Genomic DNA, 15,895 nt, shown 5'->3' on the forward strand with positions numbered 1-15,895 from the left:
CCAGGTGACCGGCTCCCCACCGCCGCCCGGGCCAGGGGCGGCAGTCGGACACCACCGCCGAGAAAGTCCGGCGGCGGACCGTTCCCCCTGTGCGGGCCGCCGCCGGACGCGCAACCGCCCTCCTGGGTCCGCTTCCCAGGCAGCCTTCCGGCGGTCGACGCAGTGGCGGTCGTACGAAAGGACGTGACGCCCCGGTGGCAGCGCACCGCAAGCCCCGACAGCGCTCGCTCAACGGCAATACGGCCCGCACCGCCGCCACGATCGCCCTCGCGGGCGCGGCGACGGCGACCGGCTTCGACGGCATCGGGTACGCCGAGCCACAGCTCACCCAGGCCCAGGTCGAGGCCAAGGTGAACAAGCTGTACGAGGAGGCGGAGGTCGCCACCGAGAAGTACAACGGAGCGAAGGAGAAGGCCGAGCGGGCGGAGCGGCGGCTGGGGAACCTGCGGGACGAGGCGGCCCGCAAGGAGGACCGGCTCAACTCGGCGCGGGAGGCGCTGGGTTCGATGGCCGCCGCGCAGTACCGCTCCGGCGGACTCGACCCCGCGCTGCAACTCGCCCTCTCCGACGACCCCGACGGCTATCTGGCAGGCGCCGCCTTCGCCGAACGGGCGGGCAGCAGACAGGCCTCGGACGTGACCCGCGTACGCAGGCAGCTGCGGGAGATCGAGCAGCTGCGCGGGGCCGCCCACGTCGAGCTGACCACCCTCAAGTCACGCCAGGCCGAGCTGAACCGCCACAAGAAGACGGTGACCGGAAAGCTGGGCGAGGCCCGCCAGTTGCTGTCCCGCCTCAGCACGGAGGAACGTGCCCGCCTCGCCGCGGCGGACGGCGGCAGTGGCAGCTGGGGCGGAGCGCATGCTTCGCGGTCGTCGGGGAGCGCACGGGACGAGCTGGGGGCGACTGGAGCCACCGACACCGCCGCTGGGACGTCCGGGGTCTCCGGAGCCGCCGAGGCACCCAACTCGCGTGCGGCGGCGGCCGTTTCCTACGCCTACCAGAAGCTCGGCAGCCCCTACGTGTGGGGCGCCACCGGCCCGGACGCCTTCGACTGCTCGGGCCTCATGCAGGCCGCGTACCGCTCCGCGGGCATCTCCCTGCCCCGCACCACCTACGCCCAGATCAACGCCGGCCAACGTGTCTCACGGTCCGAACTCCTCCCCGGCGACCTGGTGTTCTTCTACTCGGGCATCAGTCATGTGGGCATGTACGTGGGCCGTGGCCAGATGATCCACGCCCCGAACCCGTCGGCGCCGGTACGGGTGGCACCTCTGGACGAGATGCCGTTCGCGGGCGCCACGAGGGTGGCCTGACTACACGAGCCGCCGTGCCGTGGCCCACCGCGTCAGTTCGTGCCGGTTCGACAGCTGGAGCTTCCTGAGGACCGCCGACACATGCGACTCCACCGTCTTCACGGAGATGAAGAGCTGCTTGGCGATCTCCTTGTACGCATAGCCCCGGGCGATCAGCCGCAGCACCTCCCGCTCGCGCTGGGTGAGGCGGTCGAGATCCTCGTCCACCGGCGGGGCGTCCGTGGACGCGAACGCGTCCAGGACGAACCCGGCGAGCCGTGGCGAGAACACCGCGTCGCCGTCCTGGACACGGAAGACCGAGTCGACGAGGTCCGTGCCGGTGATCGTCTTCGTGACGTATCCCCGCGCACCGCCGCGGATCACGCCGATGACGTCCTCCGCCGCATCCGAGACGGACAGCGCCAGGAAGCGGACCGGTTGCTCGGGGTCGGCCATCAACGGGGCGCAGCGGCGCAGGACTTCGACCCCGCCGCCGCCCGGCAGATGGACGTCGAGCAGGACCACCTCGGGCCGGGTTGCGGTGATGACGGTGACCGCCTGGTCGACGTCGGCGGCCTCACCGACGACCTCGACACCGGTCCGCTCGGTCTGCCCGATCTCGGCCTGAACCCCCGTCCGGAACATCCGGTGGTCGTCGACGAGCACCACCCGCACCCGCCGCCCGACCGCGTCACCGGTGCCGCTGCCGCTGCCGGCAGGCTCACCGGCCTGTGCACCCTCGGCGGGTGCGGTGGTGGGTTCGGCAGCCGCTGTCGGTTCGGCCGACTCCGCCGACCCGGCCGACCCGGCCTGCCTGTTGTCCCCCTGCGCCTCGCTCATGACGTACTCTCCGCCCTCTCCATCTCCAGCTCGACCTCTGTGCCGCCATCCGGTACCGCGCGCAGCCGCGCCGTACCGCCGTTGCGCTCCATGCGGCCGATGATCGATTCTCTGACGCCCATGCGGTCGGCGGGTATGGAGTCGAGGTCGAAGCCGGGTCCACGGTCCCGGACGGACACGAAGACCGTCCTGCCCTCGACCTCGGCGTAGACCTGCACCGCACCGCCCTCGCCACCGTACTTGGCGGCGTTCACCATCGCTTCCCGCGCGGCCTGCATCTGTGCGCCGGTTCTGTCGTCGAGCGGGCAGTCGCCGACGACCACGACCTCTATGGGGACACCGTGCTTGTCCTCCACCTCCGCCGCACTGCGCCGCACCGCCTCGGCGAGGGTGTCGGGTTCGTCGGCCTCTTCCTTTCCGGTGCCCTCCGGTTTGTAGAGCCAGTTGCGCAGTTCGCGCTCCTGGGCGCGGGCGAGCCGGCGCACCTCGTTCGCGCTCTCCGCGTTGCGCTGGATCAGGGTCAGGGTGTGCAGCACCGAGTCGTGCACATGGGCGGCGACCTCCGCGCGCTCCTGGGCGCGAATGCGCATCAGGCGCTCCTCGGAGAGATCCTGGGTCATCCGGACGAGATACGGACCGGCCAGCAGCGCTATCCCGACCAGCACCGCGAGCGCTGCCTGCAGGACCGAGCCGAGGTGGGCGGCGGAGCCCTGCAGGACGAAGATGCCGGACACTCCGGCCGTGACCAGCATGACGCCGGCGGCGGCACGGACGAGGGTGAGCGTGCGCCTGCGGCTGCCGACCTCCATCCAGCGGGCCCGCCGTGCGTTGTCCGCCTGGCGCCAGACCAGGGCGACGCCTGCGGCGACGAGCACGGTCGGGAACAGATAGGCCTTGGCGCCCCCGCCGAGATTCACATTGCCGACGAACACCATGGCCACGACGACCATGAGGAGAAGGGCGACGATCTGCCCCTTGTCCGGCTTGCGGGCGACGAGTCTGCGACGGCCGTCCGGCGAGGTCTCCGCACTGACGAGGGAGGGGGGCCGCTGGGCGTCGACGCCGCCGACACCGAGCGGCACGAAGAACCAGAAGGCCGCATACAGCAGCGCACCGAGTCCGTCCGCCATGAACAGGCCGACGAACATGAGGCGCAGCCAGATCACCGGCAGCCCGAGATGCCCGGCGAGCCCTCGCGCCACGCCTCCGAGCCAGCGTCCGTCGCTGCTGCGGTAGAGCTTGCGCGAGGGCCGCGGTTCGACGAGTGGCAACGCTGCGGCTTCCGGCATGCCATCGATGTTCACACGAGCGGCAGGCCCGGGCATCAGGGTCGGCCCCCGAGACTCCCCTGATCTTCGGGCCCGCCTGCCCTCGAACGTTTCCCCCGCCCCGCCTCAGGGCCGATATCAGGGTTCGCCCAGGGTCATCCCGACTGCCGCCGAGCCGCCTCAAGCGCCAACATGGACACATGACAGATCACGCACACGCCGCGACGGGTCCGGGACCCGGCTCCGGCCCGCGCCCTTCCTCGGGCGCCGGGCCGCAGGATGCCGCACCCGCCGCGGCAACCCCACCGCCCACGGAGAAAGGGGAACCGCGCGCGCCCGAGCACACGGGCGCGGCGGCGGCTGCCACAGCCGACGAGCAGCTGCCGGCCAAGTTCCGGCGCGACCGGCGGCAGAAGATGCTGGGCGGGGTGTGCGCCGGGCTCGGGCGGACCTGTGACATGGACCCGGTGATCTTCCGGATCACGCTCGCGGTGCTCTCCGCGACGGGTGGCATCGGCCTCATCTTCTACGGCTTTGCCTGGCTGTTCGTGCCGTACGAGGACGAGGAGGAGAACGAGGTCCGCAAACTGCTCACCGGCCGAGTGGACGGCCAGGCGCTGACTGCCGTGCTCTTCGCACTGGTCGGCTGCGGTGTGTTCCTGACGATGCTGAAGAACGGCGGGGTGCTGTCCTTCGCCGTCATACTGTCCATCCTTCTCGCGGGTGCCGGCTACTGGTCGCGCAACCGCGGCGCCCCCGACCCCGACCCACTGGCCGCCCAGGCCGTCGCAGACGCCCCGCCGGAGGCCCAGGCGCCCCCGGCCCCCTCCGCCTACCCCTCGTGGTGGCGCGACCCCATCGTCAAGGACGGCACACACGTCGGCGGGACGGGCTATCTGTGGGGCCCCCACGACACCCGCGACCGGGACATCTCGGCAGCGGTCAACATCACCCACGGCAACTACAACGGCCGACGTCCGGACGTCCGGGCGGCCTGGCCCCGCCCACCGAAACCGCGTGGCCCGCGCTGGATCGGCGGCTGGATCCTCCTGCTCGCCCTCCTCGCCGGATTCGTCGGCACGGCCGCGAAGTGGGACGACGAGGCATTCGCCACCAGCTTGCAGACCGGTCTGGCCTGCGCGCTCACGGTGTTCGGTGTCGGCATAGCCGTGAGCGCGTTCCTCGGCCGGACCGGAGCCGGCTCGGTATTCCTGGCGATCATCACTGCGGCCCTGCTGGCAGGCTCGGCCGCGCTGCCCAAGGACGTCAGCACCCACTGGGTGCGCACGGAGTGGACACCGACCGCGGTGGCAGCCGTCCAGCCGAGGTACGACCTCGGCACGGGCGAGGCCACCCTGGACCTGACCGGGCTGCGCCTCGCCAAGGGGCAGACGGTGACGACGTCGGTCGGGGTGGGCGTGGGCCGGATCGAGGTGATCGTGCCGAAGAGCGCGACGGTGAAGGCGGACATCGAGGTGGGGGTTGGTGACATCCAGCTGCCCGGCGACGACAAACAGGACGTGGACGTGGCACCGGGCAAGCACAAGCAGGTCACGCTGTCACCGGCGACCGGCGGCGCCAACACCGGCACGGTCGTCCTCGACCTCGAGGTCGGCCTGGGACAGGCGGAGGTGACCCGTGCTACGTCATGAGTTCCAGCCCGGAAAGCTGATCGCCGGCATCTTCGTCACCATCGCCGGCATCACCTACATCGGTGACGCGGGCGACGCCTGGGAGACACCGTGGTTCGCGGTGATCCCGCTCCTCGTCTTCGGCCTCACCCTGGCAGGCGCCGTGGCCCTGCTGACCGGAGCGATACGCCGCCGCAGGAAGACCCGCCGCGCACCGACGCCCCCAGCCGGCGCACCGGAGGCGGTAGCCCCTTCAAGGCCCCCGGAGATACCGAACTGACCGACTCTCGATGACCCGGCCAACCACTACCCGCTACCGCCGCTGCTACCGATATCCCCCGGACCGCTGCCGCCTGCGCCCCCGTAGGGCGGCGTCCACGGAGAAGACGGACGCACCGGCGAGGACCAGCGGGAGCCAGGCCATCAGATAGGGGAGGTCGTTGCCGTAGTAGTAGGGGTCGGAGGCCCAGCTCACGGTCAGCCAGAGGCTGAGCGAGATCAACGCGCCGCCGACCGCCGCCAGCCGCGCCAACAGCCCGAGCAGCGTGCCGATACCGACGGCAAGCTCACCGAAGGCGATGGCGTAGCCGAAACCGGCGGGGTTCTTGAGGGCGAGGTCCACCAGGGCCGGGATGGCGGAGGAGTCCCGGACCGTACGCATCAGATCACCGACCGACCCTGATCCGGAGTCGGCGAAGAAGGAGCTGTCAGTGAGTTTGTCCAGGCCGGCATAGATGAAGGTGACGCCGAGGAAGACGCGCAGGGGCAGCAGGGCATAGCGAGTGGCGGTGTCCCGCCAGTCCCGCTCGCCGTCGAGATAAGGAGAGTGCGTGTCCGATCGAGTGCTGTGAGTCATCGCTCTTAGCCGCCTCTCGCCCGCCATACGTTGACCCCTCAACAGACGATACGTACGACGACGTGACCTCGCTCACTTCCGGTACGCCAAATTTCCGCCTTTGGCCGGGAAGCAGCGGCGGTCGAGCGCAGGCCCACGCGACCACCATCAGGAGGCAGACCCTCAGTCCGTCACATCGATCACGCACCGGTTCGTCTCCACGCCCGCCGCGGTGACCACCTGCACCTCCACCCGTCCCGGCTCCACATCAGCCGGTACAGGCACCGTCAGCACGTCGTCGCGAGGGTTGCTGAAGCCGCCGGGCACCGGGACCAGGGGGACGTGGACGTGGACCGGGCCGATGCGGACGACCATGCGGGACAGCCGGTCGGCGGTGCCCGCACCCGGGGGCACGAAGCCGGCGCCGCGGATCTCGATGTCGTCGCCGGTGCGGATCGGGGCGTCCAGGTCGCCCGCCTCCCGGGACCGGACGACCGAAAGGATCACCGGTCGGCCGCCCTCCGCGTACTTGCCTGCCACATAGGTCGCCGCCGACACCAGCACCACCACCGCCAGCCCCCACGGCAGATCCGGCAACTGATCCGGGCGCCGCGCCAGCCGTACGACCGCGAAGAGGAGAGCGACCGTGCCGATCATCACGTACTGGATGTCCGCGAAGGTGCCGCGGCCCGAGTCGTCCGTCAGGAGGTCGGCCGCGCGGGGACGGTCGGCGCGTACCTTCTGGAGGCGCTGGCCGAGGACGCGCAGGCCCACGACCCTGCGTACGAGCACCGCAATCGCGCACACGACCGCGAGGACGGTCACGACGCCCGCGCCCCGGGCGAGTTCGAGGCCGGCGATCAGCGCGTCCCGCTCCTCGTGGCCGGAGGCCGCAGCGAGCCGGCCGACCAGCACGAGTACGGCGTACGTCACGAACAGCACCCAGACCGCCGCCACGACACGCGACGTCGACAGGCGGTTGTCCTCGCCGATCAGGGGCGCCAGCGCCCCGCCCCGCGCCCGGTGGAACCAGGACGCGGCGGTCAGCGCGCCGCCGACCAGTACGGCGGCCACAAGGCCGGCCGTCCGGGCGGACGTCCAGCCCGCCCCGATCGCGGTGAGCGCCTGGACGAGCAGCAGGACGCCGATCAGCGCCCACACCGTGAACGCCGTTCGGCGCCACAGCCGGGCGAGCCACACCTCGCCCTCGGCCCGGCCGCGCTCGGCGACGACCGCCGCGGACTGGGTCAGTTCGTCCGAGACCCACTGGCGGGAGGCCGAGGCCGAATGGGCCACCGCCGCCGGCAGCCCCTGTCCGGCCGCGAATCCCTCCCGCATGAGCAGGAACTCGGCGACCGCACGCCGGTGTCCCGTACGTGCCCCGTGCGGGCAGTCCCCGCAGGTGCAGCCGCCCCCGTGTTCCCCGGGCAGCACACCTTGTCTCGCCTCCTGCACCGCCACGCCAGACGCCTGCCTTCCCGCACCCGAAGCCCGAACCACACACGCGCGGATCGCCACCCGAACCGCACAGCCGAACCGCTCGATCGACCGCCCCGCAACTCCCCCGCGACGAGAGCGAATTGTGCCCTACGCAACACCCTCCGCGTACGGCAGGTCGGCCCCGGCAGGGGAAAGGGCGAGTGAAACCGTGACCCCCGTGTTGACCCGGCTGCGAGAATTTGCGTATGGCCGAGATCATCCAGCGCGACGGGACCTGGGCCTTCGACGGCAGCACGGTCAGAATCACACCGGGGCTCCACCGTTCCGTGCCGCTGTTCCGGCAGACGTACGGCGAGGTCGCCGTGCCTCTGGAGGCGGTCTCCGGGATCGTCTACGAGCCCGAACGCAAGCGTGGGCGGCTGCGGTTGCGGCTCCGCGAGGGTGCCGACCCGTTGCTCCAGGCGACGGGCGGGCGGCTGCCGGACGCGGCGGATCCGTACCGGCTGACGGTGGACATCGACCGGTCCGGGGTCGCCGAGTACATCGCCGAGGAGATCCGGCACGCCCTGCTCCTCGACCAGGTGCCCAAGGAACCGGCGAAGGCGTATCTGCTGCCGGGTCCGCCGGTGCCGGTGTCGGTGCGGTCCAGCGACGGCATGGTGTCGTTCGACGGTACGCAGGTCCGTATCGACTGGGCCGACACCTCCGACCGGGTCAAGCGGGCCACCGGGCCCCGCATCGTCTCCGTGCACGATCTCGTGCAGGTCGACTGGCTGCCCAACTCCGGCTACGAGGACGGGTTCATGCGGTTCGTGACCCGCGAGACGGTGTTCTCCAAGCTGCCGCCGGAGAAGGACCCGTACGCCCTCGACCTGTGGGGCAGCGCCCGCCGCGATCTGCTCACGGCGCTCGTCGCGACCGCGGTCACCGCCCGGCTGCCGCACCCCTCCACCCGGGCGGTGGACTACGTGGAGCGGCCCCGGCTGACGCCCGCGGTCCCGCCGCAGTCCGACCATCACGACGTACTCCTGCGCAGGCTGAGGGAGTTGGGCGAGCTGCACCGCGAGGGCGTGCTCACGGACGAGGAGTTCGCGACGACCAAGGCGGCCGTCCTACGGGGTTTCTGACCCACCCTGCTCACCCGGCTCACCCTGAGTCTGCGGCCCGGCCCGCCCACCGGCGTCCCCGGTCGTCGTCAGCTCAGCAGGTCCGGCTCGCTCCTGCTGATGTCCCGCCACAGCGGCTGGTAGTTGATCCACGCGACCAGGTCGCCGCCGAGCTGCTCGCGTGTCGAGACCGCCTGTTTGTGGTCGATGAGGATGGGGCGGCCGGCCGCCCTCGCGGTCAGCTGGACCTGGCTCGACCGTTCCATCGACAGGAACCACCAGGCCGCCGCGTCCACCGAGTCGCCCACCGTGAGCAGCCCGTGGTTGCGCAGGACGAGGGCCTTGCGGGTGCCCAGCGCGGACGCGATGCGCCGGCCCTCGTCGGCGTCCACGGCGACGCCCGTGTACGCGTCGTACAGGGCGTGGTCCTCGTAGAAGGCGCAGCTCTCCTGGGTGATCGGGTCGAGGAGGTCACCGAGGGCGGAGAGGGCGCGACCGTGCACGGAGTGGCAGTGGGCGACGGCGACGACGTCCGGGCGGGCGGCATGCACCTGGGCGTGCACGGTGAAGGCCGCCTGGTTGATGTGGTAGCGGCCCTCGATGACCTGGCCGTCCTGGTTGGCCATGACCAGGTCGCTGACGGTGACGTGCTTGAAGGGCATCCCGAACGGGTTCACCCAGAAGCAGTTGCTGTACTCCGGGTCGCGCGCCGTGATGTGCCCCGAGACACCGTCCTCGAAGCCGAGCCGCCCGAACAGCCTGAGCGCACCGGCCAGCCGTTCCTTGCGGTGCCTGCGCTCGTCGTCGAGCGACTCGTACATCGGGGGCATCGCGAACTGCAGCTGGTCGGTGGGCAGCGGCAGGGGCGGAGTGGGCCCGTGCATAGGTCCTCCAGCACTGGGTTCCTTTACGGAGCGGAAGTTACCGTCGGTCCGCGCAGGAGAACAGGGATGGTTGAGAAGAGGTTGAGAAGAGATAAAAGAGATACCGGAGACAGGGTCCCGAGACCCACCCGAGACACGGACGAGCCCCGGACAGCGGCGAATACGAGACACCCACGGGAAGCCTGCGGGATGACAGCAAGATACCTACGGGACACCAGCGAATACACGTCACAGGATGTCGGGTATCAGCGTCAGACTCGGTCCCATGAACTGGGCAGTGTTCACCACCACGGAACCCGAACTGGCCGAAACCGTCGAGAAGCGCTTCCGCGCCTTCACCCACCACACCCTCGCCACGCTCCGCAAGGACGGCTCGCCGCGCACTTCCGGCCTCGAAGTCCGTTTCCTGAACGGCGAGTTGTGGCTGGCGATGATGCCGGACTCGCTCAAGGCACGGGATCTGCTCCGCGATCCCCGCTTCGCCCTCCAGGCGAACCCCGGGGCGGGGACGGACATGGGCGGGGGCGACGTACGGGTCGGCGGGCGGGCGTACGAGGTCGAGGATCCGGCCGCCAAGGCCGCGTACGCCGAAGAGGTGGAACCGCCGGAGCCGTTCCACCTCTTCCGCACCGAGCTGACGGAGGTCGTGCGGACCTACGTCGAGGACGAGAAGTATCTGGTCGTCCAGGTCTGGGCGCCCGGAGAGCCGGTGCGGACTCTCAAGCGGACATAGACCAGCAAGGGGTCACTCCCACTCGATGGTGCCCGGCGGCTTGCTCGTCACGTCGAGGACGACTCGGTTGACGTCGGCGACCTCGTTCGTGATGCGGGTGGAGATCTTCGCCAGGACCTCGTACGGGAGGCGGGACCAGTCGGCGGTCATCGCGTCCTCGGAGGAGACCGGGCGCAGGACGATCGGGTGGCCGTACGTCCGGCCGTCGCCCTGGACGCCGACGCTGCGTACGTCGGCGAGCAGGACGACCGGGCACTGCCAGATGTCGCGGTCGAGGCCGGCGGCCGTCAGTTCCTCGCGGGCGATGGCGTCGGCCTCGCGGAGGAGGTCGAGGCGGTCCTTGGTGACCTCGCCGACGATCCGGATGCCGAGGCCGGGGCCGGGGAAGGGCTGGCGCTGGACGATCTCGTCCGGGAGCCCCAGCTCCTGGCCGACCATCCGGACCTCGTCCTTGAAGAGCTTGCGGAGAGGTTCGATCAGCTGGAATTCGAGGTCTTCCGGCAGGCCGCCCACGTTGTGGTGGGACTTGATGTTGGCGGTGCCGGTGCCGCCACCGGACTCGACCACGTCGGGGTAGAGGGTGCCCTGCACCAGGAAGGCGACCTCGGGACCCTCGTCCGCGATGATCTCGGCCTGGGCCTGTTCGAAGACGCGGATGAACTCGCGCCCGATGATCTTCCGCTTCTCCTCGGGGTCGGAGACCCCGGCGAGCGCGTTCAGGAACCGCTCCTCGGCGTCGACGACCTTCAGCGTGACGCCGGTCGAGGCGACGAAGTCCTTCTCGACCTGCTCGGTCTCGCCCTTGCGCATCAGGCCGTGGTCGACGTACACGCAGGTCAGCTGGGAGCCGATGGCCTTCTGTACGAGGGCTGCGGCGACCGCCGAGTCCACGCCGCCGGAGAGGCCGCAGACGGCGCGCTTGTCGCCGACCTGCTCGCGGATCAGGGCGACCTGCTCGTCGATGACGTTGCCGGTGGTCCAGGAGGGGGTCAGGCCCGCGCCCCGGTAGAGGAAGTGTTCGAGGACCTGCTGACCGTGCGTGGAGTGCATGACCTCGGGGTGGTACTGGACCCCGTACAGCTTCTTCTCGTCGTTCTCGAAGGCGGCGACCGGGACGACGTCCGTGGACCCGGTGACCGAGAAGCCCTCGGGGGCGGCGGAGCAGGCGTCGCCGTGCGACATCCACACCGACTGGTCGGCCGGGGTGCCTTCGAAGAGGGTGGAGGACGGCTTGGTGACGGTCAGCTGCGTCCGGCCGTACTCGCGGGCGCCGGTGTTGTCGACCGTGCCGCCGAGGGTGGTCGCCATCAGCTGGAAGCCGTAGCACATGCCGAAGACGGGGACGCCGGCCTCGAAGAGGGCGCGGTCGACGGTCGGGGCGCCCTCCGCGTACACGGAGGAGGGGCCGCCGGAGAGGATGATCGCCGCCGGGTTCTTGGCGAGCATCTCCTCGACCGGCATGGTGCTCGGCACGATCTCGCTGTAGACCCGGGCCTCGCGGACTCGGCGGGCGATGAGCTGGGCGTACTGCGCACCGAAATCGACGACCAGGACGGTGTCGGGGGCGGGGGTCGCTGCTGACACGGGGGCCTTCCGGCGGTTGGGCGGGGGTCTGTGCGGATGATTCTACCGGGGTGGGGGTAGGACACCTTGCCGTCTGCTGGGGGCTGCCGCCCCCAGGCCCCCGCTGTCGGCCTGAACGGCCTCGTCCTCAAACGCCGGACGGGCTGGAGGTGCCGGCCGCCGCTGAATGATCAAGCCCCGGCTTGGAAGAGCACCCTTCTCCGTGCATACTGACCCCCATGCTCACGCACCCGACCTTCCTCTTTACCTATGGCAACCGGCCCGCCGGATGCCATGGTCGTGCTGCTTGAGCAACTGACAAGCGACTTCCCAGGCGCCCCGGGCCGACAAGGCCCGGGGCGTCTGTCGTTTCCGGGCCTGCCGGTCCGGGGCACACCGTCCCGTCCGACGAGGAGCCCCGTATGACCACCACTGACGTGATCACCGACGCACGTGAGCGCATCGACGCGCTCGACGACCGGATCATCGGTCTCATCCAGGAACGGATGGCCGTGTCCGCAGTCGTCCAGGAGGCGCGTATCTCCTCCGGCGGGCGACGCGTGAGCCTGTCCCGGGAGATGGAGGTTCTCGGTCACTACCGGGACGCGCTGGGCAAGCCCGGCACCTCCCTCGCGATGACCTTGCTGGAGCTGTGCCGGGGCCGGATCTGAGGTCGTACACGCGGTCGGATGTGAGTTCGAGCGCCGTCTCACCCGTCCGGCGCGTGACCGTCGTCCGCGGTCTTCGTTGGTACCGGTGTCCGTGCCAGCCAGGGGCGGGCCCGCACAAACCACGCGTGGCTCCAGGGTTGTGACCGGACGGCAGGGGACAGCAGCCCGGTCACCCCCGAGAACGGTCGGCTCCGGGGACGCCCGGAGTCGGCCGGCAAAGTTCAAGGCCAGGACAGCCGGAGCCTGGGCCAAGGTCAAAAAGTACAAGGCCGGGTCAAAAGGTTGCGTACTCGACAGCCTTCCAGCACGATGCAAGAGCGACCCCAAGTCCCATAGCAGACAACCGCATTGACGTGTGACCACTGACCGCCATTGGTCCAGACCGAGCGTGCGCCCCCTGTACGCCGGGGCGCCGACCGGTGGACACAGACCAACAACGCGGCGCAACCCCCCGGCGCCGCTCCCCCAGGCACCGGCGCTGCCCTGACGCCGGTGCTGACGGAGAAGGGCCCCGCGGCTCCGTCCCGCGGGGCCCTTTGCCATGCCCGAGCGCCCACAGGGCCTCACGGCACATGTGACCCAGCACACATAAATTTCGCGTGAGTGAAGAGCAACCATTCACAGCGGTCGCATGTCACACGTTCAGAACCAGGGGTCACATCCGTGCCCCGCATCTGGACGTTTCGAGGTCGTGAGGTCTTCATGAAGCTTCGCCGAGCCATGGCCGCAGCAGCGGTGACGGCTGTCATAGCCCCGCTGGCGCTGCTGTCCGCGCCCGTCGCGTTCGCCGACGAGTCGGCCTCGGCCACGCCGAGCGAGCCGCCGGCCGTCACGGAGACCCCCTCGCAGACGCCGAGCGACACCGCGTCGGCGACGCCCTCGGACACCGGCCTGCCCTCCGACACCGGCCTGCCGTCCGACACGGCGTCCCCCACCGCATCGACGAGCGCGAGCCCGAGCGACTCCACCTCGGCCTCCCCGTCCGACTCCGCCTCCCCCTCGGTCTCCGCCGAGCCGAGCGAGGACCCGACGGACCCGGACGTCCCGTTCTGCGAGGACCTCGACGAGAACTACAGCAACGCCCAGGTGTCCGCCGACATCAAGGGCCTGCCGGGCAAGATCGTCGCGGGCGACGGCTTCCACGCCTTCAAGCTGGTCGTCACCAACGAGTCGACGGCCGACCTCAAGGGCGTCGCCTTCTACGCCGAGATCGAGAACTACGAGCTGGACGAGGCGAAGTTCCTCAGCCCGTACGTCGACCTGGAGTTCAAGAACCCCGAGACCGGCTCCTGGGACCGCATCGGCGACGACGAGTGGGCCGGTGACTACTTCTTCTACGTCGAGAAGCTGAAGGCCAAGGCGAGCCAGTCCGTCGACCTGCGCGTCAGCATCGACAAGCAGGCTCCCGCGGGCGACGCCTACTCCTTCGGCTCCGGCGCCTACATCGACAACGTCGACGGCCAGGACTGCATCGCCGAGGGCTGGGCACAGTACGACTTCCAGGTGCTGAAGGCCGGCTCCTCGAACACCGACCCGGGTTCGGCCACGCCGAGCGACAACGGCTCCAAGGACTCGGTCCAGAAGCCCCAGGGCAACGTCTCGGAACTGCCGACCGGCAACCTCGCCGACACCGGCTCCAGTTCCGCCCTGCCGATGATCGGCCTCGTCGGCGGGGTCGCCGTCGTCGCCGGTGCGGGTGCGGTGTTCGCGATGCGTCGTCGTAAGGCGGGCACGGAGGCGTAAGCCTTCGGCACAAAGCAAGAGAAGGACCTGCACTCGGAGGGGGGTGCGGGTCCTTCTCTTTTGCTCTACGAGCCTTCTTCGACCTCATTGCTCTACTGAGCCTTCTTCGGCACCGCCGGCATCCCCAGGAACGGCAGCCGCAGCGCGCCGAACGCCTCCGCCGGGACCGCCGGTGCCTTCGGCTCGACCGCCTGCACACGCTCGTACGCGGCGCCCTGGGCCGGACGCGGGTCGGCCTCGCCGTTGTTCGGCCAGTACGACATCGCGCGTTCGGCCTGGGCGGTGATCGTGAGGGACGGGTTGACTCCCAGGTTCGCGGAGACCGCGGCTCCGTCGACGACCGAGATGCCGGGATGGCCGTAGAGACGGTGGTACGGATCGATCACGCCCGTCTCGCGTGAGTCGCCGATCGGACAGCCGCCGAGGAAGTGGGCGGTCAGCGGCATGCCCATCAGTTCGCCGACGTTGCTGCCGGCGAAACCGTTGATCTCGGCGGCGATCGCGGACGCGCTCTCCGTCGCGGCCCTGATCTGCTTGGGGTTGGGGGCGCCGTGGCCCTGACGGGCCGTCAACAGGCCCTTGCCCGCGCCCTTCGGCTTCAGATAGGTGGTGAGGGAGTTGTCCAGGGACTGCATCACCAGGCCGATGATGGTCCGCTCCGACCACTGGCGGTTGGAGACCGAGCGCAGGACCAGGAGCGGGTGGCGCGCCGCGTTCGCCAGCCAGCCCAGAACCCTCGACGACCCTTCCGCGTACGGGACTTGGAGGATCGACAGGCCGCCCATCGAGTTCGAGCCCTTGCCGTAGCGGACGGGTTCGATGTGGGTGTTCTCGTCGGGGTGGATCGAGGACGTGATGGCGACCCCGCGCGTGAAGTCGACCTTCGCCTCGCCCGTCACCTTGCGGTAGCGGCGGTTGTCGGTCTGGGCGCCGACCAGCGCCTCCGAGTTGGTACGGGTCAGCTCGCCCAACCGCTCGGAGAGGTACGGGAGTTGGCCGCCCGCCTTCATGCGGTGCAGGAGGGTCTGGGTACCGTAGGTGCCGGCCGCCAGGACCACGCGCCGGGCTGTGTACGTACGGCCCGCGCCCTTCCTCTTCGCGTCCGTCGGGAGCGTGGCGACCGCGTAGCCGCCGCGTGAGTCGTCCGTGACGGACACGACCGTCGTCAGGGGGTGGACGACCGCGCCCGCCTTCTCGGCCAGGTAGAGATAGTTCTCGTTGAGGGTGTTCTTCGCGCCGTGCCGGCAGCCCGTCATGCACTCACCGCACTCGGTGCACGCCTTGCGCGCGGGTCCGGCGCCGCCGAAGTAGGGGTCCGGGGCCTGCTCCCCCGGCGCTGCCTTCACCCCGCCCGCCGCGTCCTCGCCGTCGCCGAAGAAGACGCCCACCGGCGCGAGGTGGAAGGTGTCGCCCACGCCCATCCGCTCGGCCGCCGCCTTGAGGTGGACGTCGGACGGGGTCATCGTCGGGTTGAGCCGTACCCCGAGCATGCGCCTGGCCTGGTCGTAGTACGGGCTCAACTCCGCCTGCCAGTCCGTGATGTCACGCCACTGGGGGTCGTCGAAGAACGGCTTCGGCGGTACGTAGAGGGTGTTGGCGTAATTCAGCGAACCGCCGCCCACGCCTGCGCCCGCCAGGACCATGACGTTGCCCAGCAGGTGGATGCGCTGGATGCCGTACATCCCGAGCCTGGGCGCCCAGAGGTAGTTCTTCAGGTCCCAGGAGTTCCGGGGGAGCGTGTCGCGCGTGAAGCGGCGGCCCGCCTCCAGTACGCCCACCCCGTACCCCTTCTCGGTCAGGCGCAGGGCGGTGACGGAGCCGCCGAAGCCGGAGCCCACCACGATGACGTCGAAGTCGTACGACACTTGCTCTCCTCGTTGAGAACAGAA

Annotated in this window: 14 protein-coding genes; 7 read left to right on the plus strand and 7 right to left on the minus strand. The window is 70.3% G+C overall.

The window, feature by feature from the left end:
* Positions 1 to 194 precede the first annotated feature (194 nt).
* Complete coding sequence (locus OG787_RS17335; protein WP_405535683.1) at positions 195 to 1,313, plus strand: NlpC/P60 family protein; 1,119 nt, start codon at positions 195 to 197, stop codon at positions 1,311 to 1,313.
* Here OG787_RS17335 and OG787_RS17340 read toward each other — a convergent pair whose 3' ends face one another.
* Complete coding sequence (locus OG787_RS17340) at positions 1,314 to 2,132, minus strand: LuxR C-terminal-related transcriptional regulator (protein ID WP_405535684.1); 819 nt, start codon at positions 2,130 to 2,132, stop codon at positions 1,314 to 1,316.
* Positions 2,129 to 3,421, minus strand: a complete 1,293-nt coding sequence (locus OG787_RS17345; RefSeq protein ID WP_235475416.1) for an ATP-binding protein — start codon at positions 3,419 to 3,421, stop codon at positions 2,129 to 2,131. The genes OG787_RS17340 and OG787_RS17345 overlap by 4 nt, the downstream gene beginning before the upstream one ends.
* A 179-nt stretch (positions 3,422 to 3,600) precedes the next feature.
* Between OG787_RS17345 and OG787_RS17350 the strand changes: the two genes are divergently transcribed.
* Positions 3,601 to 5,052 (plus strand): PspC domain-containing protein, encoded by a 1,452-nt coding sequence (locus OG787_RS17350; protein WP_369030640.1) that lies wholly within the window; start codon positions 3,601 to 3,603, stop codon positions 5,050 to 5,052.
* Entirely contained in the window at positions 5,039 to 5,311 is a 273-nt protein-coding gene (locus tag OG787_RS17355; protein WP_369030639.1) for a hypothetical protein, read from the plus strand. The genes OG787_RS17350 and OG787_RS17355 overlap by 14 nt, the downstream gene beginning before the upstream one ends.
* A gap of 45 nt (positions 5,312 to 5,356) precedes the next feature.
* Here the strand turns inward: OG787_RS17355 and OG787_RS17360 are convergent, their stop codons facing one another.
* Entirely contained in the window at positions 5,357 to 5,887 is a 531-nt protein-coding gene (locus OG787_RS17360; protein ID WP_369030638.1) for a DoxX family membrane protein, read from the minus strand.
* Positions 5,888 to 6,049: 162 nt separating this feature from the next.
* On the minus strand, positions 6,050 to 7,327 hold the full coding sequence (locus OG787_RS17365; RefSeq protein ID WP_369030637.1) for a hypothetical protein: 1,278 nt from the start codon (positions 7,325 to 7,327) through the stop codon (positions 6,050 to 6,052).
* 224 nt (positions 7,328 to 7,551) lie between these two features.
* Here OG787_RS17365 and OG787_RS17370 point away from each other — a divergent pair, with 224 nt between their 5' ends.
* Complete coding sequence (locus OG787_RS17370) at positions 7,552 to 8,433, plus strand: DUF4429 domain-containing protein (RefSeq protein WP_235475421.1); 882 nt, start codon at positions 7,552 to 7,554, stop codon at positions 8,431 to 8,433.
* Between the two features lie 68 nt (positions 8,434 to 8,501).
* Here OG787_RS17370 and OG787_RS17375 read toward each other — a convergent pair whose 3' ends face one another.
* The gene (locus tag OG787_RS17375) at positions 8,502 to 9,296 is read right to left on the minus strand and encodes a class II aldolase/adducin family protein (protein WP_369030636.1); all 795 of its coding nucleotides are present in this window, start codon (positions 9,294 to 9,296) and stop codon (positions 8,502 to 8,504) included.
* A 265-nt stretch (positions 9,297 to 9,561) separates the two neighbouring features.
* Between OG787_RS17375 and OG787_RS17380 the strand changes: the two genes are divergently transcribed.
* A complete protein-coding gene (locus OG787_RS17380) occupies positions 9,562 to 10,029 on the plus strand; it encodes a pyridoxamine 5'-phosphate oxidase family protein (protein WP_405535685.1) in 468 nt (155 codons plus the stop codon).
* 12 nt (positions 10,030 to 10,041) lie between these two features.
* Here the strand turns inward: OG787_RS17380 and guaA are convergent, their stop codons facing one another.
* Entirely contained in the window at positions 10,042 to 11,613 is a 1,572-nt protein-coding gene (guaA, locus tag OG787_RS17385; protein ID WP_405535686.1) for a glutamine-hydrolyzing GMP synthase, read from the minus strand.
* Between the two features lie 401 nt (positions 11,614 to 12,014).
* Here guaA and OG787_RS17390 point away from each other — a divergent pair, with 401 nt between their 5' ends.
* Both OG787_RS17390 and OG787_RS17395 read left to right on the plus strand, forming a co-directional pair.
* Positions 12,015 to 12,263 carry a chorismate mutase gene (locus OG787_RS17390; RefSeq protein WP_369030633.1) on the plus strand — a complete coding sequence of 83 codons (249 nt, stop codon included), beginning with the start codon at positions 12,015 to 12,017 and terminating at the stop codon, positions 12,261 to 12,263.
* 702 nt (positions 12,264 to 12,965) lie between these two features.
* Positions 12,966 to 14,006: an LAETG motif-containing sortase-dependent surface protein gene (locus OG787_RS17395; protein ID WP_369030632.1), complete on the plus strand. Its 1,041-nt coding sequence runs from the start codon at positions 12,966 to 12,968 to the stop codon at positions 14,004 to 14,006.
* Positions 14,007 to 14,098: 92 nt separating this feature from the next.
* Here OG787_RS17395 and OG787_RS17400 read toward each other — a convergent pair whose 3' ends face one another.
* Positions 14,099 to 15,871, minus strand: coding sequence for a GMC family oxidoreductase N-terminal domain-containing protein (locus OG787_RS17400; protein ID WP_405535687.1), 1,773 nt, complete (start codon positions 15,869 to 15,871; stop codon positions 14,099 to 14,101).
* Between the last annotated feature and the right edge of the window lie 24 nt (positions 15,872 to 15,895).

Origin of the sequence: Streptomyces sp. NBC_00075, from assembly GCF_045041225.1 — a bacterium.
GTDB lineage: Bacteria > Actinomycetota > Actinomycetes > Streptomycetales > Streptomycetaceae > Streptomyces > Streptomyces adonidis.

What these genes read in the sequence shown, in the direction of transcription:
- OG787_RS17390 (WP_369030633.1), top strand. Translation starts at nt 12,015, where the DNA reads ATGACCACCACTGACGTGATCACCGACGCACGTGAGCGCATCGACGCG.
- OG787_RS17395 (WP_369030632.1), top strand. Translation starts at nt 12,966, where the DNA reads ATGAAGCTTCGCCGAGCCATGGCCGCAGCAGCGGTGACGGCTGTCATA.
- OG787_RS17370 (WP_235475421.1), top strand. Translation starts at nt 7,552, where the DNA reads ATGGCCGAGATCATCCAGCGCGACGGGACCTGGGCCTTCGACGGCAGC.
- OG787_RS17340 (WP_405535684.1), bottom strand. Translation starts at nt 2,132, where the DNA reads ATGAGCGAGGCGCAGGGGGACAACAGGCAGGCCGGGTCGGCCGGGTCG.
- OG787_RS17345 (WP_235475416.1), bottom strand. Translation starts at nt 3,421, where the DNA reads ATGCCGGAAGCCGCAGCGTTGCCACTCGTCGAACCGCGGCCCTCGCGC.
- OG787_RS17360 (WP_369030638.1), bottom strand. Translation starts at nt 5,887, where the DNA reads ATGACTCACAGCACTCGATCGGACACGCACTCTCCTTATCTCGACGGC.
- OG787_RS17375 (WP_369030636.1), bottom strand. Translation starts at nt 9,296, where the DNA reads ATGCACGGGCCCACTCCGCCCCTGCCGCTGCCCACCGACCAGCTGCAG.
- OG787_RS17380 (WP_405535685.1), top strand. Translation starts at nt 9,562, where the DNA reads ATGAACTGGGCAGTGTTCACCACCACGGAACCCGAACTGGCCGAAACC.
- OG787_RS17350 (WP_369030640.1), top strand. Translation starts at nt 3,601, where the DNA reads ATGACAGATCACGCACACGCCGCGACGGGTCCGGGACCCGGCTCCGGC.